A 24,739-nucleotide genomic window follows, 5' to 3' on the forward strand; every position below is an offset into this window, starting at 1 on the left:
ACCCAAATAGGAAACGGGTTGCGAATTGGTAAGCGTGCGGCCGGCATCCGCCAAGAATGGCGGGAGGGTTCGCGAGTGGTAAAAAGTGTGTGAATAAAGTGCCTTATGCGCAGTCGGCTGCACAGGCACTCCATTATGGCCATTTCACCTGCGGCGGCATTGATGACAGGATCGAGCTGACGTTGCCGCCCGTCTTCAGGCCGAAGATGGTGCCGCGGTCGTAGAGCAGGTTGAATTCGACGTAGCGCCCGCGCCGGATCAACTGTTCCTCGCGGTCGCCGTCTGTCCAGTTCTCGTTGAAATTGCAGCGCACCAGATGCGGATAGACGACGAGGAAGGAACGGCCGACTTCCTGGACGAAGTTGAAATCGGCGTTCCAGCCGCCGTTTTCCGCCGGCGAATGCAGCCAGTCGAAGAAGATGCCGCCTGTTCCGCGCGGTTCGCTGCGGTGCGGCAGGTAAAAATACTCGTCGCACCAGGCTTTGTATTTGTCGTAGTCGGCAACTGCCGCGTTGCGCTCGCAGGCACACCGCATCACCTTGTGGAAGGCTTGCGTGTCCGGGTCTTCCTGATGGCGTCGCCGGTCGAGCACCGGGGTCAGGTCGGCGCCGCCGCCGAACCACTGGCGCGATGTCACCACCATGCGCGTGTTCATGTGCACGGCCGGCACGTTCGGATTCCAGGGGTGCGCGATCAGCGAGATGCCGCTCGCCCAGAAGCGCGGGTCTTCCTCGGCGCCGGGCATCTGCTTGCGGAACTCGGGCGAGAATTCGCCGTGGACGGTCGAGGTGTGGACGCCGACTTTCTCGAAGACGCGGCCATGCATCATCGACATGGTGCCGCCGCCGCCCTTGCCTTCGTCGCGCAGCCACGGCGTCTTTTCGAAGCGGCCCGGAACCCATGAGGCATGCGGACCGGCCAGGTCGTCCTCGATCTGCTCGAAGCTTGCACAGATGCGGTCGCGCAATTCCTCGAACCAGGCTTTCGCCGTTTGCTTCTTTGCTTCGATGTCGGCTGGCAGTCCTGCCGGTATTTCAGGGCGTTCCAAATCGCAGTCTCCGGTGGCGGGCATTTGGCGGGCGGGTGAATCGCCGGACAAATGACTCGTCTTTTATGGGCGCGATCCCTAATCTGTTAAGGCCGAGGGTCAAGGAGTTCTTTCATGCGCACCCCCGCACGGCCGCCGCTGGACGGGCTGAAGAAGCAACTGGATCGCAGCCGCGCCGAGAACGCGGGCAAGCCGCGCGACGGGTTTTTGCGCGAGACTTTCGTCTTGTCGCGGGCCGATGCCCGACTCAAGGCGCAGGAGTGGTTCGCGCGTTTTCCCAAGCAGGCCTACTGGACCGAGATCGAAAGCTGGTTCGAGCGGCCGGGCGACGTCATCGAGTTCACGATCAGGCGTCTGCCGGCTGCGGATTGATCTGGTGGAGAGCCTCGCCGGCCACCATTGCCACGGACAAGGCGACGTTGATGCTGCGCGGGCCGGCAACCATCGGAATGGTAAGGCTGGCGTCGGCCGCGTCGTGGACATGGTCCGGCACGCCCGCCGATTCTCGACCGAAAAGCAGAATGTCGCCGGGTTCGAAGGAAAAGCTGGTGTAGGCAAGCGTGGCTTTGGTCGATAGCAGCACCAGGCGCCGGCCCACGCGGCCGCGCCATTGTTCGAAGGCGCTCCAGTCCACATGGCGGGTGAGTGCTGCCATTTCGAGATAGTCCATGCCGGCGCGCTTCAGGTTTCGGTCCGACAGGTCGAAGCCGGCGGGTTCGATGATGTCGACGCCAAGGCCCATGCAGGCGGCAAAGCGCAGGATCGTGCCGGTGTTGCCGGCGATATCGGGCTGGTAGAGCGCGATGCCAGGACGAGCGTTCATTGGGCTGCCTTCCGAATGTGACATATCGGCCACAACTAGATGCCGCTGGCCGCGTTTCATCCGGCTTGCATCTGGCCTTTTTGCGCGAATGCGTCTATAGGGCTGGCATTGTCAACTCGAACCGAAGGAGGGGAAATGATGATTGTTATCCATACCAATCCACCCCTCGCGTGGCTGATGCGCACGCCGGCGGTTCAGGGTCGACGCTTCTTCTGAAATTTCAAGCATTGTCGCACTTGTCCCGCCGAAACCCGGTTCCGGTTTTCGAAGGATTTTTGCGATGTTTTTCCCACGGCCCACACGGCTGACGCTCCAGCCCGAATCACCGACGCCCGATTTCGGCCTGCCTGCCGGTCGAATGCCGGGAGGCAGAGCCGATTCGCAATTTATTCACGAGCCAAAACGATTTCATATGGAAGACGGACCGATGTTCGATCCCTTTAAGACACGCAATTTCGGTTGCACACAGCCTTTTAACGCCCCGTTCTGGGCACTTTTGATCGGCGAGACCCATGCCTCGGCGGTACATGCGCAACCGCGTTGGCGGCCGCATCGAGGGACTCTGCCCGACGTCGATTTTTCGCGCGTGGTTCCGCAGGCGGGGCAGGCTGGACAGGCGGCCCGTTCGGCCCCCACTCTCGCGCTTGACCAGGGCCAACGGTCGGACGATTCCGATATGCCTGGCTCCATGTGCCCGCTTGCCGCTTAGGTTAATGCCAAAGCCACCCGATGGATGAGTAGCAGACGATGTTTGACTGGTTTGAAAAAAGGCTCGATCCGTTTCCGCACCAGGAACCGGTCGAGCCGCCCAAGACGCTGATCGCTTTTTGCGTGCATTATACGCGCGGCGCGTGGCCCTATATCGCGATCACCGGCTTGCTGATCACGGCAATCGCTCTGGCGGAAGTCTGGATGTTCGGCTTTCTCGGCCACATCGTCGACTGGCTGTCGGCGCAAAACCGCGAGACCTTCCTGCAGACCGAAGGCTGGAAGCTGGCCGCCATGGCTTTCGTGGTCGTGGTGCTGCTGCCGGCCATGGCGCTGCTTCAATCGCTGGTGCACGACCAGACCCTGATGGGCAATTATCCGATGCGCATCCGCTGGGACGTGCACCGCTATCTGCTCAGGCAGTCGATGACCTTCTACCAGGACGAATTTGCCGGCCGCATCGCCACAAAACTGATGCAGACGGCGCTGGCCGTGCGCGAATGCGTTATCAAGGTGATCGACGTCCTGAACTATGTCGTGGTCTATTTTCTCGGCATGCTTTTCATCGTCGGTTCGTCCGACTGGCGGCTGGCAATGCCGCTGCTGGGGTGGCTCGTCGCTTATGCCGTGCTGCTGCGCTATTTTATCCCGCGGCTAGGCAAGGTCGCGGCCGAGCAGGCCGATGCACGCTCGACGATGACGGGCCGTGTGGTCGACAGCTACGCCAATATCCAGACCGTAAAACTGTTTTCGCATGCACAGCGCGAGGCTTCCTATGCGCGAGAAAGCATGGCGATCTTCATGGAAACGGTCTATCGGTCGATGCGGCTCGTCACCAGCCTGTACGGTGCGCTTTACCTTATCAACTCGTTGCTTTTGTTCACCGTTTCGGCGCTGTCGATCTGGCTGTGGTTGGGCGACAGGGTGTCGATCGGTGCCGTCGCCGTGGTGATCGGCCTGGTGCTGCGGCTGTGGGGCATGTCGCAATGGATCATGTGGGAAATATCGGCGCTGTTCGAAAACATCGGCACGGTACAGGACGGCATCGGCTCGATCTCGCTGCCGCGCCTGGTCGAGGATAGGCCGGGCTCGAACGACATCGCCGTCGATCGCGGCGAAATCAGCTTTGACGGAATTGGCTTCCACTACGGTAAGGGCAAGGGCATCATCGACAATCTGTCGTTGACGGTGAAGCCCGGCGAGAAGGTGGGCATCGTCGGCCGCTCCGGCGCCGGCAAGTCGACGCTGGTCAATCTGTTGCTGCGTTTCTACGATCTGGAGACAGGCCGCATCCTCATCGACGGGCAGGACATTGCGTCGGTGAAGCAGGATTCGCTGCGGGCTCAGATCGGCATGGTTACGCAGGACACCTCGCTGCTGCATCGCTCGGTGAGCGATAACATCCTCTATGGCCGCCCGGACGCCGGCGAGGCGCTGATGATCGAAGCAGCCCAACATGCCGCAGCGACGGATTTCATCTGCGGGCTGTCGGATGCCAAGGGCCGCAAGGGGTTCGACGCCCATGTCGGCGAGCGCGGCGTCAAATTGTCTGGCGGTCAGCGGCAACGTATCGCCATCGCCCGCGTCATGCTGAAGGACGCGCCGATCCTTATTCTGGACGAGGCGACCTCCGCGCTCGATTCAGAGGTGGAAGCGGCGATCCAGGAAAACCTCTACAAGCTCATGCAGGGCAAGACCGTCATCGCCATCGCGCATCGGCTTTCGACCATCGCGGCGATGGACCGGCTGGTGGTGATGGACAAGGGCGCCATCATCGAAGAAGGAACGCACGAGGAACTCGTCGCCAAGGGCGGGCTTTATGCCCAGTTGTGGCAGCGCCAGTCCGGTGGTTTCCTGCCGGATGACGACAGGCGCGACCCGGCGGCCGGGCAGGCACTGGATTTGGAAAAGCAGCCGGCGGAGTAGGACGCTACTTCAATCCGGCAGCCTTGCGCAGGGCGGCGTTCATGCGGGTTTGCCAGCCGCGACCGCCTGTTGCGAATGCTTCGATCACGTCGCGGTCGAGCCGAAGATGGACGGAGCGCTTGGTGTGCTCCGACCTCGGCCGCCCGACGCGTCGTGCCTTGGCCAGATCCAGCGGCGGATTATCCGGGTCGCTGAGCGCTGCTGCTGTAAGGGCCGCATCTTCTTCGTCCGTCAGACTTTCCAGATACTTCTTGGCAATGGCACGGGCTTGCTCGCGACTCCGCGCTGGCGGCGTTGGAGCTTCTGTTCGGATAACGCTTGATCGGCTAATTCTAGCAGGATTCGACATAGCCTCTCGCCTCTGTTTTGTTCGCCCGACGCAGGGAAATGACGCGCACGATATCTTCGGCTTCCGTATAGACGAGCACGTAAATATCACCGTGGATAACGCCGATGGCCTTCAACCGCTCCTCGCCATAGTCGAAATCGTCATCGATGATGACAATGGCGTTATCGAATTCAAACAAGAGCACAAGCTCGAAGCCGACCCCATGTCTGGTCTTGTTCGACCTTGCCTTGTTCTCGTCCCACTCGAACTGCATAGCGCGCCCACGCCGGAGTTATTGTATACACGATATTGCCTGAGATGACAAATATTTTTGTGGCCACAATAAATGGTAGTGCAGGCTGCTTCGCAGATCGGGGGGCGGCGGCATGATGCAGGCAATCTATCGCTGGTTCGAGAATCGGGTCTATCCGTTCCGGGAGCCTGCGAATCTCAGGCCGCCTTCCAGCGTCCTGGGCTTCATCTGGCACTATGTCGGCCAGGCGAAATACGCTTTCTTCGCCATGCTGGTCATCGGCGGCATCGCGCCGCTGGTGGAGGCTGGCCTGTTCTATTTCGTCGGCCGGCTGGTCGATATCCTCGACCAGCTTCCGGCGGAACGGAGCTGGCAGGCGCTGTGGGGCGCTGCCGGCTGGGAACTCGTGTTCATGGCAATGGTGGTACTGGTCGTGCGCACCGTGGTGGTGGCGCTTTCGGCGCTTCTGGACGAGCAGACCATCACGCCCGGTTTCTACAATCTGGTGCGCTGGCAGGCGCACCGGCACGTCTCGCGCCAGTCCTACTCCTTTTTCCAGAACGATTTCGCCGGCCGTATCGCCACAAAAGTCTGGCAGGCGGGGCAGGCGACCGGCGACCTGATGGAAAGCTTCATCGAGGTCGTCTGGTTCATGATCGTCTATACGGTCACGACGCTGGCGCTGGTTGCCGGGCTCGACTGGCGGCTGGCGGCGCTGGTGGTGGTATGGATCTCCGTGTTCGGCTGGCTGGCGCGCCGCATCCTGCCGCAAGTGCGCAAGAATGCGGAGGCGACCGCCGAGGCCGGCTCGATGATCACTGGCCGCATCGTCGATTCCTATTCCAACGTTCAGACGCTGAAGCTGTTTTCGGCCGATGGCGACGACCGCTATATCCGCAACGGTTTCGACATCTATCTGGGTGCATTGCGCCCGTTCACCCGCCGGCTGACCGACATACGCATCGCCTTGACGCTTTTGTCGGGAACGATGATCACCGTCATTGCCGCCTTTGCCATCTATCTGTGGGTGGAGGGTTCCATCACCGTCGGCGGCGTCGCATTTACGCTGGCGCTGGTGCTGCGCCTCAACATGCTGTTGGCGCGGCTGATGATGCAGATGAACGGCATCTTGCGGAATCTCGGCGTACTGGAGAATTCAAAGGCGCTGATTTCGCAGCCGCTCGGCCTGGTCGACGCGCCGGATGCCAAGGAACTGGTCGTCGCCGGCGGACGCATCGACGTGAAAGACCTCGAATTCCGCTACGGCAAGGGCTCCGGGGTCCTGAATGGCATCGATCTTGTCGTGCGGCCGGGCGAGAAGGTCGGGCTGGTCGGGCCATCCGGCGCCGGCAAGACCACGATGGTCAATCTGCTGCTGCGGCTCTACGACCTCGAAAGCGGATCGATCGCTATTGATGGCCAGGATGTGTCGAAGGTGACTCAAAACTCGCTACGCGCCAATATCGGCGTGGTCAGCCAGGATACCGCACTTTTCCATCGTTCGCTGCGCGACAACATCAAACTCGGCATGGAGGACGCCAGCGACGAAGAGGTGATCGCGGCGGCGAAGAAGGCGGAAGCGCACGACTTCATCCTCGGGCTTCGCGACAACAGGGACCGAACCGGCTACGGAGCCTTCGTCGGCGAGCGCGGGGTGAAACTGTCGGGCGGCCAGCGCCAGCGCATCGCCATTGCGCGCGTCTTCCTCAAGGATGCGCCGATCCTGGTGCTGGACGAGGCGACCTCGGCGCTCGATTCCGACATCGAGGCGGCAATCCAGGAAAATCTGACCCGGCTTATGCAGGGCAAGACGGTCATAGCCATTGCCCACCGGCTCTCGACCATCGCGGCGCTCGACCGGCTGGTGGTGCTGGACGCCGGCCGCATCGTCGAGCAGGGCACGCATGACGAACTGGTCGCGCTCAATGGGCTTTATGCGCGGCTGTGGAAGCGCCAGTCGGGCGGTTTCCTGTTTCACGAGGAAAGCGCGCTGGAGGAAACCCGGCCGGCTTGAGGCATTTTTAACCTTCCACAGGCTGGTTTTACCCGGTTTTGGGCCGGATAGCGCCCGTATCGGGCTTTTGCGGATTTACTCCCCGCGACAATCTGCCCTTGGGCCTTCACCCGACTGGACAAAAAGAGCCGTCACGCATAAACCGAACTGCAAATGCCGGAGGAATCCGCGAGCCCGTTTGCCGTGCGCTGCCGGGCTTGTGCGATGGAGCGGGGACAAGGCTCTACTCACCGGCACGGAAGAGGCAAAAGGATCAGGCAACGTGAGCGCTACCGAGATCGAAGATCCCAATCGTCGTGATTTTCTTTATGTCGCCACCGGCATGGCCGCTGTGGTGGGTGCGGGCGCTTTCGCCTGGCCGTTCATCGACCAGATGCAGCCCGACGCTTCGACGCTGGCGTTGTCCACGGTCGAAGTCGATGTCGCGTCGCTGACGCCCGGCATGTCGCTTACCGTCAAATGGCGCGGCAAGCCTGTCTTCGTACGCAATCGTACGCCCGAGGAGATCAAGTCGGCGCAGGACGTCAAGCTTGAGGAACTCAAGGACCCGCTGGCCCGCAACGCCAATCTGCCGGCCGACGCCAAGGCCACGGACGTGGATCGCTCCGCCGGCAAGGACAAGGAAAACTGGCTGGTCATGGTTGGCGTGTGCACCCATCTGGGCTGCATCCCGCTTGGCCAGGAAGGCGAGTTCGGCGGCTGGTTCTGCCCTTGCCACGGCTCGGTCTACGACACGTCGGGCCGCATCCGCCACGGGCCGGCGCCGGAAAACATGGCAATACCGGAATTCAAGTTCATTTCCGATACCAAAATACTTATTGGCTGAGGCAGGGGATATTTTCATGAGCGAGGGACACTCGACCTATACGCCGAAGTCAGGTCTGGGACGCTGGTTCGACGCCCGCCTGCCTTTGCCGCGCTTGGTCTATGATTCGTTCGTTGCCTATCCGGTGCCGCGCAATCTCAACTATTTCTGGGCGTTCGGCGGCATTCTTTCCATCATGCTGGTGGCGCAGATCCTGACCGGCATCGTGCTGGCCATGCATTACGTCTCAGACACGTCGCTGGCGTTCGATTCCGTCGAAAAGATCACGCGCGACGTTAATGGCGGCTGGATGCTTCGCTACCTGCACGCCAACGGCGCGTCGTTCTTCTTCGTCGCCGTCTATATTCACATCTTCCGTGGCCTGTACTACGGCTCCTACAAGGCGCCGCGCGAGCTTCTGTGGATCCTCGGCTGCATCATCTATCTCCTGATGATGGCGACCGGTTTCATGGGCTATGTGCTGCCATGGGGCCAGATGAGCTTCTGGGGCGCGACCGTCATCACCGGTTTCTTTACCGCCATCCCATTGGTTGGCGACTGGATCCAGCAATTGCTGCTGGGCGGCTTTGCCGTCGACAATCCGACGCTCAACCGCTTCTTTGCGCTGCACTATCTGTTGCCGTTCATGATTGCCGGTGTGGTGGTGCTGCACATCTGGGCGCTGCATGTTGTCGGGCAGAACAACCCGACCGGCATCGACGTCAAGTCGAAGACCGATACCGTCGCCTTCACCCCCTATGCGACCATCAAGGATGGCATGGCCATGGTGGTGTTCGCGCTGGTGATGGCCTATTTCGTCTTCTACATCCCGAACTATCTCGGCCATCCGGACAACTACATCATCGCCAACCCGCTGAAGACGCCGGCGCATATCGTTCCTGAGTGGTACTTCCTGCCGTTCTACGCGATCCTGCGCGCCATCACCTTCAACATCGGGCCGATCAATTCCAAGCTCGGCGGCGTGCTCGCCATGTTCGGCGCCATCGTCATGTTGTTCCTGGTGCCGTGGCTCGACACGTCCAAGGTGCGCTCGGCGGTTTACCGGCCCTGGTACAAGCTGTTCTTCTGGCTGTTCGTGGCCGATGCCATCTTCCTTGGCTGGCTCGGCTCGCAGCCTGCCGAAGGCAGCTTCGTGTTCATGGCGCAGATGGCGACGCTGTTCTACTTCGCCTTCTTCCTGATCGTCATGCCGGTGCTTGGCCTGATCGAGACGCCGCGCCGCCTGCCCAACTCCATCACCGAGGCCGTGCTGGAGAAGAACAAGGGCGGCAGCGGTCATCCAGCGGGTGCGGCAGCCGCACCTGAAACCAAAGGCTGAGCGACAAGAGAATCGATGAGGGGTTTGGTATGAAGAAGATTCTCACGTCGCTGGCGGCATTCGGCCTGATGCTTGCGGGCGCAGCCGCGGTCAGCACCGCCGCCGTGGCCGCGGAAGAGGCGCATAGCGCAGCCGCGCCGACGCATTTCCCGATCCATGAGCCGAAGGAGTTCAACTGGAGCTTCTCCGGCCCGTTCGGCACCTACGACAAGGCGCAGTTGCAGCGCGGCCTGCAGGTCTACAAGGAAGTCTGCTCCGCCTGTCACTCGATGGACCTGGTGGCGTTCCGCACGCTGGCGGACCTCGGTTATTCCGAGGCGCAGGTAAAGGCGTTCGCGGCCGAATACACGATCCATGACGGTCCCAACGACGATGGCGACATGTTCGATCGCCCCGGCAAGCCGTCCGACTATTTCCCGGCGCCGTTCCCGAACGAGGAGGCGGCCGCCGCGTCCAATGGCGGTGCGGCTCCGCCCGACATGTCGCTGCTGGCCAAGGCGCGCGGCGTCGAACGCGGCTTCCCGCAGTTCGTCTTCGATATTTTCACGCAGTATGCGGCGGGCGGGCCCGACTATATCCATTCGTTGATGACCGGCTATGAAGAACAGCCACCGGCCGGCATGGTCATTCCCGAGGGCACCCACTACAACCCGTACTTCGCATCGGGCATTTCCTTGAAGATGCCGAATCCTCTTTCGGACGGCCAGGTCACCTTCAGCGACGGGTCGCCCGAGACGGTGGAGCAATATTCGGAAGACGTGGCAGCTTTCCTGATGTGGGCAGCCGAGCCGCACATGGAGGACCGCAAGAAGACCGGCTTCCGCGTCATTGTCTTCCTGCTGCTCTTCGGTGGCCTGATGTACCTGACCAAGCGCAAGGTGTGGACCAGCGTGGCGCACTGAACTGGCTCACGTATAAATGTTCAAGGGCGCCGGCGGGCGCCCTTTTCTTTTGCGCAGCAAATCGTCAAGATTAAAATTCGTTGCGATATTTCGGATTCGGATGTCGCGCTTTCGGTCTCTCTCCCACGCATGTCCTTATCTCGAAACCGGTTCCCTCTTTCGGGCGGCATGCTCCAGCCGGCAACGGAATCTTGCCTCATGAAACCATCCCTCGAAGACACGCTGCTCGCCTCGATCCGGACCATTCCGGATTACCCGAAGCCGGGTGTCCTGTTTCGCGACATCACCACGTTGCTCGGCAATGCGCAGGCCTTCCGGCGCGCCATCGACGAACTGGTGCATCCCTTTGCCGGGCAGAAGGTGGACAAGATCGCCGGTATCGAGGCGCGCGGGTTCATTCTGGGGGGCGCGGTTGCGCACCAGCTTTCCGCCGGCTTCGTGCCGATCCGCAAAAAGGGCAAGCTGCCGCATGAGACGGTGCGTGTCGCCTACAGCCTGGAATACGGGCTGGACGAGATGGAGATGCACAAGGACGGCGTCGCGCCCGGCGAGAAGGTCATTCTCATCGACGACCTGATCGCCACCGGCGGGACGGCCGAAGCCGCCGTCAAACTGCTCCGGCAGATAGGCGCGGACATTATCGCCGCCTGTTTCGTCATCGACCTGCCTGACCTTGGCGGACGCCGGAAACTGGAAGCCCTGGGCGTGCCGGTGCGTACGCTGATCGATTTCGAAGGACACTGACGAAATGCTGCCCGGCAGCGCTCAGAAGCGCTGTAAGGCTTCATAGAGCGTGAATATCGCAACCGCGATCAGCAGCGCTCCCGCGCCGCGCCCGACCCAAATCGTCGTGGTCGGATTGCCGGCCAAGGCTTCCCGACCAGTGCCTACCGCCAGGGCCAGCCCGCCATAGACCACCAGCTGGACGGTGACGGTCATGGCACCCATGATGACAGCCTGCAGCCATAACGGGCCGTATTCCGGCTTCATGAACTGCGGAAAGACGGCGAGGATGAACAGCCATGCCTTCGGGTTAAGGACACAGGTCAGCAGGCCCTGAGCCGCGATGCTGCCCAGAGGCTTGCGCGCCGCCGGGCCTATCGCATGGACCTCGATGGTCGACCGCGCAAGCGTGAAGCCGATCCACGCCATATAGAGCGAGCCCACGATCATCATCACGGTCGAGATCGACGGCACCAGGCTGGACAGGCCCACCACGAAAATCGTGCCGAATATCGTGTGGCACAGACCTCCCAGCGCAATGCCGGCCGTTGCGGCCACGCCTGCCTGTCGCCCGCCGGTCAGCGCATTGGCCATCACGAAGAACATGTCCATTCCCGGCACGGCGATGATGCCGACCAGCAGGAGGAGATAAAGCCAGAGCGCGGTAGGGTCCATTGCCGTTCCTGTGAGTGGTGTGTCGTGAGGAATGCACACCACGGATGGCGCACGCCACCCGATAACAGATGCCTGCTGACATCGTGGCGTCAGGGGATGTGGCTTTGGCCGCTATTGCTGCCGGCAAGCGCGGAGGCCGCGAACGGTCGCGCCTACCGCGCCTTGACCAGCACCGCGCTCTCGAATTCGATCACCTTGTCGCCGGTGGAATCGAAGGCTTCGGCGCGGATGGTCAAGAGCCGCCAGCCGGGACGCGAGGCGAGGGCACGGTGGGCAAGCCCGGTGCGGATGAAGGTCACGGTTTCGCCCGCATAGACCGGCTTTAGCCATTTCAGGTTCCTGAAGCCGGGCGAGGGGCCAAATTCGGGCCGTGCGCCGGGTCCCGCCCAGCGCCCGCCGTCGGTGGCGGCAGGCGTTGCCAGGTTGTGCCGCATCCAGGTTGCGGCGGTGTGCCAGCCGGAAGCGCACAGGCCGCCGAGAACGGTTCCCTTGGCGGCTTCCTCGTCGAGGTGGAATATGTGCGGGTCGTATTTCCTGGCGAATGCCTTGATCTCGTCTGGCTCGAATTTATGCGAGCCAAGCGTCGTGGTGACGCCGATGCCGAAGAAGTCGTCGAGGCTCATGACAAGGCCGCCTCTCGCGTCAGAAACATGCCGGCGTTTTCAAGTTCGAAAACACCTTCGCCGCGTTGGTTGAAGAGTTCCGCGCGCATGCTGACGAAGCCCAACTGAGGCTTCGATCTGGACATACGCTTGGCCAGCACCATGCAGCGGCCGCTAAGCGTGTCGCCGGCAAGAACCGGCCTTTTCCACTTCACCTGATCGATACCGGGCGACCCCTGCGAAGTCGAATCAACGAGAATGCCGTCATACATCAGGCGCATGAACATGGCGCAGGTATGCCAGCCGGATGCCGAAAGACCGCCGAGGAGGCTGTTTCGGCCCGCCTCCTCGTCCAGATGCATCGGCTGGGGATCGAACTCCGTGGCGAAGGCGACGATTTCGGCCGCCGTGACCAGCTTGCTGCCGAGATCGATCGAGGCGCCCTCGATGAAATCTTCATAGGCCCATCTCTTGGCCGCCATGCGCGCGTATCCCGTTCAAGATTGTACGGTTTACCATGGACCGGGCAGCGGGACCGCGCAACCCGGATGTGCCGGCGCTACCGCTTGCGGCGGCGGCTCCGCACTCCGTTGCCGTTCCGGGTTATCCCCGGCGTCGTCGAGGGTCGATCGTGCGGCGCACCGAATTGAAAAGATTAGCGTTGTTTCGACGTCATCTGGCGATGAAATGCGACGAGATCAGGTGTTGAACTTCATTCATATCGTTTCCAGCACTTTCAACCATTCGCCGTCGCTTGCATAAGTAGCGGTATTCGCTTGGCTATTCGTCGCAAGCGTCTACCCCTCATCCTATCCGTGCTGACCATTTTCCGGGCGCCAGCACTATGGTTTCCCGTTCCGGGTTTTTCCTTGGTGGACCCACAATAGGCGGGAAGCAGAACCCAGCAACCCGAGGTGTTTCAATCGGGTTAGGAGTTCGTTTCATATTTCGGAGTTACCGTACATTCGGGGTTTGTACTGAAAGGGCGGGATTTGTTCAAAGTCGTTTCATGTCTTGCTTACGAGCATGACTATTCGTTCGTCGTGGTCGCCGCGATCGTATGCGTCGCCAGCGCGGTCATGACCATCCGGCTTTTCGACCGCGCCCGGCGGTTGTCCAACGAGGCGCGCCTGTCGTGGATCATGCTGTCGGCCATGGCCTGCGGCGCGGCGATCTGGACGACGCATTTCGTGGCGATGCTGGGGTACCGGCTGCCGATGGATCACGCCTTCGATCCGGTTCTGACATTCGCATCGCTGTTGTTTGCCATCGCCTTCAGCGCCGGGGGCCTTTTCCTGGCCACCAGCGCAACCAAGGGCGTGCCGGGAGAATGCGGTGGCGTCGTCATCGGACTTGGCGTCGTCGCCATGCATTTTACCGGGATGGCGGGACTGGAAGTGGCGGGCCGCATCCAGTGGGACTGGACGCTGGTGACCGTATCGGTGGTGTTTGCGGTCTGCTTTGGAATGGCGACCACCCATATTCTCGCCAGGCACAGCTTCAGGTTCAGCCGGCCACTGGCGATGGGCCTGCTCGTGCTCGCTATCTGCACCATGCATTTTACGGCCATGGGCGCTGCAACGCTGGTGCCCGACCCTTCTGTTTTCGTGGAAGCCCGCACGATATCCAGTGAGTTCCTCGCCGTGCTCGTGCTTGCCGCAATGGCGATCATTGCCGGCCTCGCGCTCTACATCATAGATTCGCGTTCGCAGCGCGAACTCATCGACGGTTTCCGGCACGCGGCGCTGCACGATGCGCTGACCGGGCTGCCCAACCGCGTCTTTCTGTCGGCCCACCTGCCCGGTATTCTGGAGCAGGACCACGCGAGCGGCATGCAGACGGCCGTGCTCGTCCTCGACCTGGATCGCTTCAAGGAAATCAACGACGTCCATGGGCACCATACCGGCGATTTCCTGTTGCAGGATCTTGCCGAGCGTTTCACGCGGCTTCTGGGCAAGGGCGAAATGATCGCCCGCGTCGGTGGCGACGAGTTCATCGCCGTCAAGCGGCAGGTCCGGACGAAGGCGGAGGTGGACCAGTTTGCGCGGCGCCTTGCCGCCTGTGTGCTCGAGCCCCTGCTCCACAACGCCAGCACCTTGACCGTCGGCGCCAGCATCGGCGTCAGCCTGTCTCCGGGCGATTCTCGCGATGCGGAAGAACTGATAGGCGCTGCCGACCTTGCCATGTACCGGGCCAAGCGCGCGCTCGGCGACAAGGTGCGCTACTACGAGCCGTCGATGGACGAAGGCCGGCGCGAGCGCAGCGCCCTTGCCATGGAACTGCGCCACGCGATCGAGCGCGACGAACTGGAACTTTATTACCAACCCCAACTCGACGTTCAGTCGGGCCTGGTGAGCGGCTACGAAGCGTTGCTTCGCTGGCACCATCGCAAGCGCGGCATCATCTCGCCCGCCGAATTCATTCCTATCGCTGAAGAAACCGGCCTGATCATTCCCATCGGGGAGTGGGTGCTGAAGACCGCTTGCGCGGAAGTGGCGGGCTGGGCGAAACCTTACAGGATCGCCGTCAATATCGCGTCGGCGCAGCTTACCCAGGCCAATTTGCCGAAAATCGTGCATGAGACGCTGCTGGCGACCGGATTGCACGCTTCAAGGCTGGAACTCGAAATCACCGAGGCCAGCATCATAGAGGATCGCGAGCGGACGCTGCATGTCATCCATCAGCTCAAGGCGCTTGGCGTGACCATCGCCATGGACGATTACGGAACGGGCTATTCGTCCCTGTCGACCTTGCAGGTGTTTCCCTTCGACAAGGTCAAGATCGACCGCTCGTTCATCGACGGACTGATCAGTGACCCGACTGCGACGGCCATCGTCAAGGCGACCATTCTGCTTGCGTCCAGCCTCAAGATGGCGGTGCTGGCGGAAGGTGTCGAACGCCAGGAGCAGGCCGATTTCCTGCTGGCCGAAGGCTGTACCGAAGTTCAGGGCTTTCTCTTCGGGCGACCGCTGCCCCTGCCGGCGATTGCCGGACTGGTGGGACGTAGCGAGGGCAAAGAGTTCGCACCGCAACCGGTGGCCGTCCGTGCCGCGTAACGGGTTGCCTTCACGGCTCCAGGCGATCATGCTGGCATGTTTGTCAGTCTAAGCGGATGACGGGCGCGCTCATTGCGCGCCCGTCATTGTGTCGACCCTGGTTCTACATTGCGGATTCGCAAAGGGTGCTGCATCGCAGCGGTGCATTGTCATGGCTGAAAGAGTCGATCGCCATGAGCCAATTTCTCCTTGTCACCCTGCACCTGTTCGCCGCCATCATGTTTGCCGGCACCGTCTTTTTCGAGATTCTGATCCTCGAAAGTGTCCGCAAACCGGTTGGGCGCGACGTGATGCGTACGGTGGAGACCGCGATCGGCAAGCGTGCCCGACGCCTGATGCCGTTTGTCATCCTGGCGCTCTATGGCGCCGGCATCGGAATGGCATGGCAGTACCGTGATGTTCTGGCGCATCCCTTCGACAGCAGCTTTGCGACGCTGCTCTCGATCAAAATTGTCCTGGCGCTTAGCGTGCTCGTCCACTTCATCACCGCCGTGACGCTCGGCGCGCGCGGCAAGCTCAAATCACGGCATGTCAAATTCATCCACGTAAGCGTGTTCTGCCATGTGGTGCTGATCGTCTTTCTGGCGAAGGCAATGTTCTACGTCTTTTGGTGAAACGGCCCCGGCTTGCCTTCTCTGGCAAATCGTTCATGATGGCGTATCTGCTTCCCCTGACGCCGGATGTACGCGCAGGGTGAGGCACCGAGGCCGGCCAGCGCGCCGGCCTTACCGTTTTCGGGCCTTTCGGCGAGAAAACGCGAAAAAATCAGGTGTTGAACCTGAACAGCAGCACGTCGCCATCCTGCACGACATATTCCTTGCCTTCGTCGCGCGCCTTTCCGGCCTCCTTTGCGGCGACTTCGCCGCCGAGCGTGGTGAAGTCGTCATAGGCGATGGTCTGGGCGCGGATGAAGCCGCGCTCGAAATCGGTGTGGATGACGCCCGCCGCCTGTGGCGCCTTGGTGCCGCGCTCGATTGTCCAGGCGCGCGTTTCCTTGGGACCGACGGTGAAATAGGTGATCAAATGGAGCAGGGCGTAGCCCTCTCGGATCAGCCTGTCGAGGCCCGGTTCTTCCAGGCCGAGATCGGCCAGGAATTCCTGCGCCTCATCGTCGGGAAGCTGCGCCACTTCGGCCTCGATGGCGGCCGAGATGATCACGGTGCCGGCGCCCTGTGCCGTCGCCATCTGCTCGACGGCGCGCGTGTGCTCGTTGCCGGTGGCGGCGTCCGCCTCCGAGACGTTGCAGACATAGAGAACGGGATGCGAGGTCAGGAGGTTCAGCTCGCGCAGGATCGCGAGGTCTTCCGGCGCGATGTCCTTCAGCATGACGCGGGCCGGCTTGCCGTCGTTCAGCAGCGCCAGGGCCTGCTCCATGACCGGCAGGACGGTCAGCGCTTCCTTGTCCTTGCTGGCGGCGCGCTTGCGGAACTGCACGATGCGCCGCTCCAGGCTTTCGAGATCGGACAGCATCAGTTCGGTCTCGACGGTCTCGGCGTCGGCGACCGGATCGATCTTGCCCTCGACATGGGTGATGTCGTCATCCTCGAAGCAGCGCAGCACGTGGACGATGGCGTCCACTTCGCGGATGTTGGCGAGGAACTGGTTGCCCAGCCCTTCGCCCTTGGAAGCGCCGCGCACCAGCCCGGCGATATCGACGAAGGAGATGCGGGTCGGGATGATTTCTTTCGACTTGCCGGTTTCAGCCAGCTTCTTCAGGCGCGGATCGGGCACCGCGACCTCGCCGGTGTTCGGCTCGATAGTGCAGAAAGGATAGTTGGCGGCCTGCGCCGCCGCCGTCCTGGTCAGCGCATTGAACAGCGTGGACTTGCCGACGTTGGGCAACCCAACGATGCCGCATTTGAAACCCATGGTCTATGGTCCTAACGGAAAGCGATAATTTGGATCAGGCTATGGGCGAAAGGGCCGACCATCGTCAACCCCTTCGACCCGCCCGGTCATTCCTTGTTGCCGAACAGTTTTTTCAGCATGGCGGCCATCGGTCCGCTTTCCGGCAGCTTGGCCGGCGGCTGCGAAGGGCGCGCCTGACGGATATGGCTTTGAGCGCCGGCGGGCTTGGCCGGTTTCGGCGCCTTCGGCGGCGGCGTGTCGTGCGTGCCGGTCGGCTGGAGCTTGTCGCGGAGCGCGAGCGTCACGCGGTTCATGTAGCCGTTGTCGTCGCCCTTGGCGAGCAGCGGGGCGTCGTCTGCGATGGCGTCGAGCAGCACCTCCAGCCATTCGCGGTCGGCCTTGGCGAAATCGCCGAGCACATGGCCCTGCACCATTTCCTTGACGCCCGGATGGCCGACGCCGATGCGCACGCGGCGGTACTCCTTGCCGATATGCTGGTCGATGGAGCGGATGCCGTTGTGGCCGCCGGGGCCGCCGCCGACCTTGACGCGCAGCTTGCCGGCGGCAAGGTCGATCTCGTCATAAAAGACCGTCACGGCGGACGGGTCGAGCTTGTAGAAGCGCAGCGCCTCGCCGACCGACTGGCCGGAAAGGTTCATGAAGGTCTGCGGCTTGATGAGGATGATCTTTTCGCCGCCGAGATTGCCCTCGGCGATCAGGCCGCGGAATTTCTTCGACCAGGGCGAAAAGGAATGGCGGCGGGCGATAGCGTCCGCCGCCATGAAGCCGGCATTGTGCCGGTTGTTGGCGTATTGCGCGCCCGGATTGCCGAGTCCTGCGAAAAGCAGCATCGTCGTCTCCGGGCGACGAGGTTATTTCGCTTCTTTTTCCGCTGCCGACTCGGCAGTGGCGGCGGCAGCGACTGCCGCATCGGCTGCTTCATCCGCTCCGGACTTCTGCGCCGACGATCCGGTAATGGTCGCGATGGTGAAGTCGCGATCCGAAATCACCGGCTTCATGTTCGCAGGCAGCTTCACGGAAGAAATGTGCAGCGATATACCGATCTCCGTTCCATCGAGGTCAACGGTGATGAAGTCGGGGATAGCGTCGGCCGGGCAATTGAACTCGACCTCGTGGCGCACCACGTTGAGCACGCCGCCGCGCTTGATACCGGGCGACTTCTCTTCGTTGATGAAGCGGACCGGCACGTTGACGTTGACGAGGGTGTTCTTGCCGACGCGCAGGAAGTCGACATGCATCGGGAAGTCCCGGACAGGATCGAGCTGGTAGTCCTTGGGCAGAACCTGAATCTTCTTGCCGTCGACATCGATCGTGGCAATCGTGGTCAGGAAGGCGCCACCGTGGATCTTGTAGTAGACGTCCTTGTAGGACAGGGCGATCGCCAGGGGAGGCTGCTTGTCGCCATAGATGACTGCTGGTACTTTACCGTCGCGACGAACTGCACGGGCGGACCCCTTACCGACCTGTTCGCGTGCTTCGGCCTTGAGCTCATAAGAAGCGGCTTGGCTCATGGCATTTCCTTTCAAGGTTATTTGGAGCGTTTTCGGGCGGCGGACCGGAGCCGGAAACGTCGAAAGCCGCCACGGTTCGGCATGACGGATCATGCACATGAAAGATCATGCACCGGGCGACATTCCCCCGCATTGCCTCCAAGGGTGTCTATGCGGGTGGCGGTTCTATAACGGAAGGCCGGTTGCGGTGCAAGCGCGGCCTGCACGGTGCATCAGGCGGTCGTTTTTGCGTCCTTCATGTTGGGTAGGAAGATCGTCAGCAGGCCGAGGAAGGGTAGGTAGGAACAGATCCGGAAGACGAAGTCGATGCCTTTCATGTCGGCCACGATGCCGAGCAGCGCCGCCGCGATGCCGCCGACCCCGAAGGCGAGACCGAAGAAGATGCCGCCGATCATGCCGACGCGACCGGGCACCAATTCCTGCGCGAACACCACGATGTTGGAGAAGGCGGACGACATGATGAGCCCGATCAGGATGGTCAGGATGACGGTCCATTCGAAATTCGCATAGGGCAGGGCCAGCGTGAACGGCAGCACGCCGACGATCGAAAACCAGATCATCGCCTTTTGCCCGTAGCGGTCGCCGAAGGGACCGCCGAGCAGGATGCCCAGCGCCGAAGCGCCCATGAATACGAACAGCAGGATCTGGGACATCTGCATCGAGACGCCGAACCGTTCGATGACGTAGAAGGTGTAGTAACTGGTCAGGCTGGCGATATAGGCGTTCTTGGTAAGCACCAGAAGGGTCAGGACAGCCAATGCCCAGCCCACTCTGCTTCTTGAGAAGGGCGAGACGAAGGCTGCGGCCTTGCTGTTCTTCATGGCCGTGCGCAAGCGTGCGTACCAGCCGCTGACACGCCACAGGACGAGGATGCCGATCAACGATCCGAAGGCGAACCAGGCGATGCTGGTCTGGCCGAAGGGAACGACGATGAAGGCGGCGAGCAGCGGCCCCGCCGCCTGGCCGGCATTGCCGCCGACCTGGAACAAGGACTGGGCGAGGCCGTGCTTGCCGCCCGACGCCAGCCGCGCGATGCGCGAGGATTCGGGGTGGAACACGGCCGAGCCGATGCCGATGAATGAAGCGCCGACCAAAAGTAGCCAATAGTGCCCGGCATAGGCAAGAACGACCAGGCCGATCAGCGACGAGGCCATGCCGTAGGGCAACGAATAGGGCATCGGCTTCTTGTCGGTCACGATGCCGACCACCGGCTGCAGCATCGACGCCGTCATCTGGAAGGTGAAGGTCAACAGGCCGATCTGCCAGAAGTCGAGGCCGTAATTGTCTTTCAGCAGCGGATAGATGGCCGACAGCAGCGACTGCATGATGTCGTTGATGCCGTGACAAAGGCTCACCGCCAGAATGACGGACAGCGCCGTCACCCGTGCCGGGGCGTGGCTGCTTGGTGTGGCGGTGGCGTCGGTCAAGGCAAACTCCCGATCATGGCAATGAGGCATGATGCAGCGCGCTTATAATCCTGTTGAGTGACGACTTCTTTCGTGGTTTGGTCCAATAGTTTCGCGTGTGGGCCATCCGATATGCTACTTTGCGACCATGAAGCACTCTAAGCTGAATTCCATGCCGGACATCGCCGCCGCCGATCTGGAGCGATGGCATCGCGAGAGGCTGGAATGGCTCGAGCGGATTCGCGGCCCCATCGTGGCCCTGCCGACCGAATATCCGAACGGCTACCATGTACCCGAGCATCGCCACAGCCGCGGCCAGCTTCTCTATGCGCCGACGGGCGTTGTCCTGGTGCAGACGCGGATTGGCCGCTGGATGGTGCCTCCCGACCATGCGATGTGGATTCCGGCAGGGACTACGCATTCGGTCGACATGCTCGGAGCCATCAGCATGCGTTCCATCTATGTGGCTCCCGGCGCCGTTGACGGCCTGCCGCTCATGGTGCGCGTGGTCGGCGTAACCGACCTGATGCGCAGCCTCATTGCGGAGGCTGTGCTGCTGCCTGTCGATCAGCCGCTGGAAGGCCGGACCGGCTTGCTGATGAGCCTCTTGCTGCATGAAATCCCGAACCTGCCGGAAATGCCGCTGGGCCTACCATTTCCCACGGATGCCAGGCTGGTTTCGCTGTGCCGGCGCTTCATCGCGGCCCCGTCGCCGCATGCGACCATCGACGAATGGGCGGACATGGCTGGCATGAGCCGCCGGTCGTTTACGCGGCTGTTCCATCGCCAGACGGGTTTGTCGCTGTCGACCTGGCGTCAGCAGGCGTGCCTGTTCGCGGCGCTGCCGCGGCTGGCGGCCGGCGAACCGATCACCCGCGTGGCGTTCGATCTCGGCTATGACAGCGTGCCGGCCTTCACCACGATGTTCAAGCGCATGCTGGGCACATCGCCGCGCAGCTATCTGCGCGGAGCGCGCGATGCGGCCTGACCGAAACGGTTCAATCGAACAGGCTGGAGACGGATTCTTCGGTTGCCGTGCGTGAAATCGCTTCGCCGAGGAGGTCGGAGATGGACACGACGCGGATATTGGCGGCGTCGAGCACGGCCTGGCTCGGCCGAATGGAATCGGTGATGACCAGTTCCTGCAATCTGGAGCCGGCGATGCGGGCGACCGCGCCGCCCGAAAGCACGCCATGGGTGATATAAGCGGTAACGCTCGAGGCGCCCTTTTCCAGCAGCGCGTCGGCGGCGTTGCACAGCGTGCCGCCCGAATCGACGATGTCGTCGAACAGCAGGCAATCCTTGCCGTCGACCGCGCCGATGACGTTCATGACTTCCGATTCGCCCGGCCGTTCGCGCCGCTTGTCGACGATGGCAAGCTGGCCGTCGATGCGCTTGGCCAGCGCGCGGGCGCGAACCACGCCGCCAACGTCGGGCGACACCACCATGACGTTGTGGATCTGCTTGTATTTCGCCTTCACGTCGCGGGCCATGACCGGCACGGAAAACAGATTGTCGGTCGGGATATCGAAGAAGCCCTGTATCTGCCCGGCATGCAGGTCGAGCGTCATGACGCGGTTGGCGCCGGCGCGGGCAATCATGTTGGCGACCAGCTTGGCCGAGATGGGCGTGCGGCCGGAAGCGCGGCGGTCCTGCCTGGCATAGCCGAAATAGGGAATCACCGCCGTGATGCGCCTTGCCGAGGAGCGCATGAAGGCATCGATCATGATGAGCATTTCCATCAGGTGATCGTTGGTCGGGAAAGACGTCGACTGGAGGATGAAGACATCCTCGCCGCGCACGTTTTCCTGGATTTCCACGAAGATTTCCTCGTCAGCGAAACGCCGGACACTGGCCTTGCCGAGAGGAATGTTGAGATAGCGGGCGACTGCTTCGGCCAGCACTCTGTTGGAATTGCCCGCGAAGAGTTTCATTCGTCGTTCCTGGAAGGGATTTTATCGGGCTTTTAGTCGCCTTGTCCGGTATTGCAAGGGTTGAGAGCCGGATTCAGCCGGCTATCTCAAAAAAACCGTTATCCCAAGGGGATTCGCGGTGGATTAGTTGGAAGACGTCTCCTGACCGGCACGGCTGGAGATCCACGCGGCAAGCTGCTCGACCGTCGAGTCGGCGACGGCCTGCATGGTTGTGGGCGGAACGGCCGGCCAGCCTTCGGCTCCCTTCACGGAAGGCGCCTTCTGCTGGCCATTGATGCGGTGCAGGCGGTTGCCGGCTGGATCATAGACGTCCCAGACATAGATGACAGTGGTGTCCGATCCTTCCGACACGACCGAGAAATAGCCCTTGAGCATGAGGGTTGGCGCTTGCCCTCCGGCGCTGCCGGCCAGCGTGATGCCGCGTTCGCGCGCGCGCAGGGCCAGCCTTTCCGTCAGCGGGGTGGCGGCCTCGACCGTCGCGCCGACGATCGGCGCGATCTGCAGCCGGGTCCTGGCGAGAGCGGCGGCGCTTTGCGCCGGCGAAACCGTCGAGGTGGGCGGCGGCGTGGCCGGAACCGAAAGATCGTTGCCTTGAACGGCTGACGTTGCCTGCGTCGCCGGTTTGATCGCCGACGGGTCGAGGACTTCATTGGCGCGGGTGCAGCCGCAAAGGACGGCTGCCATCAGCAACAACAGGGCTGTCGAATGCGGTCGCCTCATTGGCCGAAAACTCCTTGGCGCTGTCTTGCCCTTTCGCGAATTCCCCACGGGTTCACTGCACGATCAAGTCGAGATCATGGCGCGACAGCGGCTTCGGCTGTGTTTCCGTCGTCAGATAGGTGCGGCCGAGCGTCATTGCCGTTTCCGTCTCGGAGTCCATGATGATCATATGCGCGAACAGGGTCATGTTCGGGGCAATCGGCTCGGGATTGCCCTGGTAGAACATCGGCATGTCCATCCAGGACGGCGTGAAGCGGGCTCCGACCGAGTAACCGCAGGCGTTCAGCCGGTGCTTGGTCAGACCGTGCGCCTCGAGCGCGCGCGCATGCGCGTCGAAAACGTCGCCGAAAGTGTTGCCGGGCGTCATTGCCTTCTCCACCGCAAGCAAAGCGGCGCGGGCGGCGTCGAACAATTCCTGATGGCGCTTGGAGACCTTGCCGGTCAAAATCGTGCGCATCATCGGGGCATGATAGTGGTTGAAGACACCGGCCCATTCCAGCGTCAACTGGTCGTTCTTGTTGAGCTTGCGGCGGCCGGATTTGTAGCGGCAGAGCAGTGCGTCGGCGCCCGAACCGACGATGAACTCGTTGGCCGGGTAGTCGCCGCCGCCGGCAAGGATCGTGCCCTGCAACGCGGCGAGGATGGCGGCCTCGTCGCCGCCCTGCTTGATGAGCGGCAAGGCCGCGTCCAGCGCGTCGTCGGAGAGGCTAGCCGCTTTCTCCGCCTTGGCGACTTCGGCCGGACTCTTGAACAGGCGCAGCCGGTTGACGATGCCGGAAGCATCCGCGATCTGCCCGAATGTCTGCAAATGCTCATCGAGGCGACGGCCGTTGAAGGCGGTCAGCCCGTGGGTATCGTATTCCACGCCGATGCGCTTGCCGAGCAGGTCGAGATCGTTGAGCAGGTTGCGCAGGTCGATGGCCGGATTTGCGCCGTCGCGGTCGGTCCACAGGACGATGTTCTCGATGATCGAGGTCTGGCGCGCCTGGCGCAAATCTGCCGAGCGGGTGAGCAGCACCATCGAGCCGTCCGCCTTGACCACCAGGCTTTGGAAGAAACAGAAGCCGAACGTGTCGTAGCCGGTCAGCCAGTACATGCTTTCCTGCGCAAACAGCAGCACGGCGTCGAGCTTCTTGTCGGCCATTTCGATCATCAGCCGGTCGCGCCGGGCGTCGAATTCGGAGCGCTCGAAATGCAGGGCCATTATTCTTTCTCCAAAACGATGACGGAAACCTGCCGCCCGTAATCCGGCTCGCCGCGATGTGTCCCGCGCCGATAGGAGTAAAAAAGGTCTTCCTCGGCATAGGTGCAGCGGCCAAGCCCCTGCGCCTGCACGCCCGCCTTCGCCAGACGGTCGACCGTATAGAGGTTGAGGTCGAACATCGAATGGCCGGGTTTTGCCGAGGGGGTGAAATAACGGGCGTTTTCCGCATCCGCCTCGATGAAACGGGCGACGAATTCCGGTCCGACCTCGTAGTTTTTCGGGCCGATGGAGGGGCCGAGCACGGCAACGATGCTGTCGCGCCGTGCGCCAAGGCCTTCCATGGCGGCAATGGTGTTTTCCAGCACGCCGGTGAACGCGCCCTTCCAGCCGGCATGGGCGGCGCCAATGATGCGGGCTGTTGCATCAGCAAACAACACCGGTCCGCAATCGGCGGTCGAAGCGCCGACCGCGATGCCCGGCCGGTCGGTGACGATGGCGTCGGCCTTGGGGCGCGGCCCGGCAAAGGGTTCACGCGCAACGATTACGTCGGGCGAGTGGAACTGGTGGGCGGTCAGGAAGTGGCTGGGCGCGACGCCCATCCATTCGGCCACGCGGCGTCGGTTTTCCGCCACCAGCGTTTGGTCGTCGCTGGAGCCTGTGCCGATGTTGAGGCCTTGGTAGATGCCTTCGGAGACGCCGCCAACCCGCGTGAAGTAACCGTGACGAATGCCACGGCCCTTCGCCTCGTCAAGCAGGGATGAGCGGATCGGTTCCGGCTTGTTCTGATTCAGCATTGCCGCTTTGTTGTCTCCGCCGCCTGTTTCGTCAAGCGAAGTTTGGCCGGCCAGTCTGGGCTAGGCAAGCGCGCTGTCGCTCTAGTGCCGGGAAAAAAT

Annotated in this window: 25 protein-coding genes; 10 read left to right on the top strand and 15 right to left on the bottom strand. The window is 62.0% G+C overall.

Annotated features, from left to right (window positions below):
* Positions 1-133: 133 nt before the first annotated feature.
* Complete coding sequence (hemF, locus tag ACX3P0_RS13330; protein WP_459089111.1) at positions 134-1,048, bottom strand: oxygen-dependent coproporphyrinogen oxidase; 915 nt, start codon at positions 1,046-1,048, stop codon at positions 134-136.
* A gap of 114 nt (positions 1,049-1,162) precedes the next feature.
* Here hemF and ACX3P0_RS13335 point away from each other — a divergent pair, with 114 nt between their 5' ends.
* Positions 1,163-1,420 carry a hypothetical protein gene (locus tag ACX3P0_RS13335; protein WP_459078104.1) on the top strand — a complete coding sequence of 86 codons (258 nt, stop codon included), beginning with the start codon at positions 1,163-1,165 and terminating at the stop codon, positions 1,418-1,420.
* On the opposite strand, the gene ACX3P0_RS13340 is transcribed toward ACX3P0_RS13335, so the two are convergent.
* Complete coding sequence (locus ACX3P0_RS13340) at positions 1,395-1,871, bottom strand: tRNA (cytidine(34)-2'-O)-methyltransferase (RefSeq protein ID WP_459089113.1); 477 nt, start codon at positions 1,869-1,871, stop codon at positions 1,395-1,397. The genes ACX3P0_RS13335 and ACX3P0_RS13340 overlap by 26 nt on opposite strands.
* Before the next feature lie 747 nt (positions 1,872-2,618).
* Between ACX3P0_RS13340 and ACX3P0_RS13345 the strand changes: the two genes are divergently transcribed.
* On the top strand, positions 2,619-4,505 hold the full coding sequence (locus ACX3P0_RS13345) for an ABC transporter ATP-binding protein (RefSeq protein ID WP_459089115.1): 1,887 nt from the start codon (positions 2,619-2,621) through the stop codon (positions 4,503-4,505).
* 4 nt (positions 4,506-4,509) lie between these two features.
* On the opposite strand, the gene ACX3P0_RS13350 is transcribed toward ACX3P0_RS13345, so the two are convergent.
* Together ACX3P0_RS13350 and ACX3P0_RS13355 are read right to left on the bottom strand one after the other, a co-directional pair.
* Complete coding sequence (locus tag ACX3P0_RS13350) at positions 4,510-4,854, bottom strand: BrnA antitoxin family protein (protein ID WP_459078108.1); 345 nt, start codon at positions 4,852-4,854, stop codon at positions 4,510-4,512.
* Positions 4,838-5,107: a BrnT family toxin gene (locus ACX3P0_RS13355; RefSeq protein ID WP_459078109.1), complete on the bottom strand. Its 270-nt coding sequence runs from the start codon at positions 5,105-5,107 to the stop codon at positions 4,838-4,840. The genes ACX3P0_RS13350 and ACX3P0_RS13355 overlap by 17 nt, the downstream gene beginning before the upstream one ends.
* Positions 5,108-5,219: 112 nt before the next feature.
* Between ACX3P0_RS13355 and ACX3P0_RS13360 the strand changes: the two genes are divergently transcribed.
* The 5 genes from ACX3P0_RS13360 to ACX3P0_RS13380 all read left to right on the top strand — a co-directional run bounded on the left by ACX3P0_RS13360 (position 5,220) and on the right by ACX3P0_RS13380 (position 10,890).
* Positions 5,220-7,100, top strand: coding sequence for an ABC transporter ATP-binding protein (locus tag ACX3P0_RS13360; RefSeq protein WP_459089117.1), 1,881 nt, complete (start codon positions 5,220-5,222; stop codon positions 7,098-7,100).
* A 262-nt stretch (positions 7,101-7,362) separates the two neighbouring features.
* Positions 7,363-7,926, top strand: coding sequence for a ubiquinol-cytochrome c reductase iron-sulfur subunit (gene petA, locus ACX3P0_RS13365; RefSeq protein ID WP_459078111.1), 564 nt, complete (start codon positions 7,363-7,365; stop codon positions 7,924-7,926).
* A gap of 16 nt (positions 7,927-7,942) precedes the next feature.
* Positions 7,943-9,244, top strand: coding sequence for a cytochrome b (locus ACX3P0_RS13370; protein WP_459078112.1), 1,302 nt, complete (start codon positions 7,943-7,945; stop codon positions 9,242-9,244).
* Positions 9,245-9,273: 29 nt separating this feature from the next.
* A complete protein-coding gene (locus tag ACX3P0_RS13375) occupies positions 9,274-10,146 on the top strand; it encodes a cytochrome c1 (protein ID WP_459089119.1) in 873 nt (290 codons plus the stop codon).
* Positions 10,147-10,344: 198 nt separating this feature from the next.
* Positions 10,345-10,890 carry an adenine phosphoribosyltransferase gene (locus ACX3P0_RS13380; protein WP_459089121.1) on the top strand — a complete coding sequence of 182 codons (546 nt, stop codon included), beginning with the start codon at positions 10,345-10,347 and terminating at the stop codon, positions 10,888-10,890.
* Positions 10,891-10,911: 21 nt separating this feature from the next.
* On the opposite strand, the gene ACX3P0_RS13385 is transcribed toward ACX3P0_RS13380, so the two are convergent.
* The 3 genes from ACX3P0_RS13385 to ACX3P0_RS13395 form a co-directional block, all read right to left on the bottom strand.
* Complete coding sequence (locus tag ACX3P0_RS13385; protein ID WP_459089123.1) at positions 10,912-11,544, bottom strand: LysE family translocator; 633 nt, start codon at positions 11,542-11,544, stop codon at positions 10,912-10,914.
* A gap of 152 nt (positions 11,545-11,696) precedes the next feature.
* On the bottom strand, positions 11,697-12,167 hold the full coding sequence (locus ACX3P0_RS13390) for a MaoC family dehydratase (protein ID WP_459089125.1): 471 nt from the start codon (positions 12,165-12,167) through the stop codon (positions 11,697-11,699).
* On the bottom strand, positions 12,164-12,628 hold the full coding sequence (locus ACX3P0_RS13395) for a MaoC family dehydratase (protein WP_459089127.1): 465 nt from the start codon (positions 12,626-12,628) through the stop codon (positions 12,164-12,166). Before ACX3P0_RS13395 ends, ACX3P0_RS13390 begins: the two co-directional genes overlap by 4 nt.
* 510 nt (positions 12,629-13,138) lie before the next feature.
* Between ACX3P0_RS13395 and ACX3P0_RS13400 the strand changes: the two genes are divergently transcribed.
* Positions 13,139-15,202, top strand: coding sequence for a putative bifunctional diguanylate cyclase/phosphodiesterase (locus ACX3P0_RS13400; protein ID WP_459089129.1), 2,064 nt, complete (start codon positions 13,139-13,141; stop codon positions 15,200-15,202).
* A 56-nt stretch (positions 15,203-15,258) separates the two neighbouring features.
* Positions 15,259-15,816 carry a CopD family copper resistance protein gene (locus ACX3P0_RS13405; RefSeq protein ID WP_459089131.1) on the top strand — a complete coding sequence of 186 codons (558 nt, stop codon included), beginning with the start codon at positions 15,259-15,261 and terminating at the stop codon, positions 15,814-15,816.
* Between the two features lie 151 nt (positions 15,817-15,967).
* Here ACX3P0_RS13405 and ychF read toward each other — a convergent pair whose 3' ends face one another.
* The 4 genes from ychF to ACX3P0_RS13425 all read right to left on the bottom strand — a co-directional run bounded on the left by ychF (position 15,968) and on the right by ACX3P0_RS13425 (position 20,039).
* Positions 15,968-17,071, bottom strand: a complete 1,104-nt coding sequence (gene ychF, locus ACX3P0_RS13410) for a redox-regulated ATPase YchF (RefSeq protein ID WP_459089133.1) — start codon at positions 17,069-17,071, stop codon at positions 15,968-15,970.
* Between the two features lie 86 nt (positions 17,072-17,157).
* A complete protein-coding gene (gene pth, locus ACX3P0_RS13415; RefSeq protein ID WP_459089135.1) occupies positions 17,158-17,901 on the bottom strand; it encodes an aminoacyl-tRNA hydrolase in 744 nt (247 codons plus the stop codon).
* Between the two features lie 21 nt (positions 17,902-17,922).
* Positions 17,923-18,582 (bottom strand): 50S ribosomal protein L25/general stress protein Ctc, encoded by a 660-nt coding sequence (locus tag ACX3P0_RS13420; protein ID WP_459078122.1) that lies wholly within the window; start codon positions 18,580-18,582, stop codon positions 17,923-17,925.
* Positions 18,583-18,794: 212 nt separating this feature from the next.
* On the bottom strand, positions 18,795-20,039 hold the full coding sequence (locus ACX3P0_RS13425; RefSeq protein WP_459089137.1) for an MFS transporter: 1,245 nt from the start codon (positions 20,037-20,039) through the stop codon (positions 18,795-18,797).
* 121 nt (positions 20,040-20,160) lie between these two features.
* Between ACX3P0_RS13425 and ACX3P0_RS13430 the strand changes: the two genes are divergently transcribed.
* Positions 20,161-20,976, top strand: coding sequence for an AraC family transcriptional regulator (locus tag ACX3P0_RS13430; RefSeq protein ID WP_459089268.1), 816 nt, complete (start codon positions 20,161-20,163; stop codon positions 20,974-20,976).
* A gap of 10 nt (positions 20,977-20,986) precedes the next feature.
* Here the strand turns inward: ACX3P0_RS13430 and ACX3P0_RS13435 are convergent, their stop codons facing one another.
* The 4 genes from ACX3P0_RS13435 to pgeF all read right to left on the bottom strand — a co-directional run bounded on the left by ACX3P0_RS13435 (position 20,987) and on the right by pgeF (position 24,640).
* Positions 20,987-21,922, bottom strand: a complete 936-nt coding sequence (locus ACX3P0_RS13435) for a ribose-phosphate pyrophosphokinase (RefSeq protein ID WP_459078125.1) — start codon at positions 21,920-21,922, stop codon at positions 20,987-20,989.
* Between the two features lie 123 nt (positions 21,923-22,045).
* The gene (locus tag ACX3P0_RS13440; protein WP_459089139.1) at positions 22,046-22,642 is read right to left on the bottom strand and encodes a hypothetical protein; all 597 of its coding nucleotides are present in this window, start codon (positions 22,640-22,642) and stop codon (positions 22,046-22,048) included.
* A gap of 52 nt (positions 22,643-22,694) precedes the next feature.
* A complete protein-coding gene (locus tag ACX3P0_RS13445) occupies positions 22,695-23,846 on the bottom strand; it encodes a M24 family metallopeptidase (RefSeq protein WP_459089141.1) in 1,152 nt (383 codons plus the stop codon).
* Positions 23,846-24,640, bottom strand: coding sequence for a peptidoglycan editing factor PgeF (pgeF, locus tag ACX3P0_RS13450; RefSeq protein WP_459078128.1), 795 nt, complete (start codon positions 24,638-24,640; stop codon positions 23,846-23,848). Before pgeF ends, ACX3P0_RS13445 begins: the two co-directional genes overlap by 1 nt.
* Positions 24,641-24,739 lie beyond the last annotated feature (99 nt).

The organism is Mesorhizobium sp. A556, from assembly GCF_054489545.1.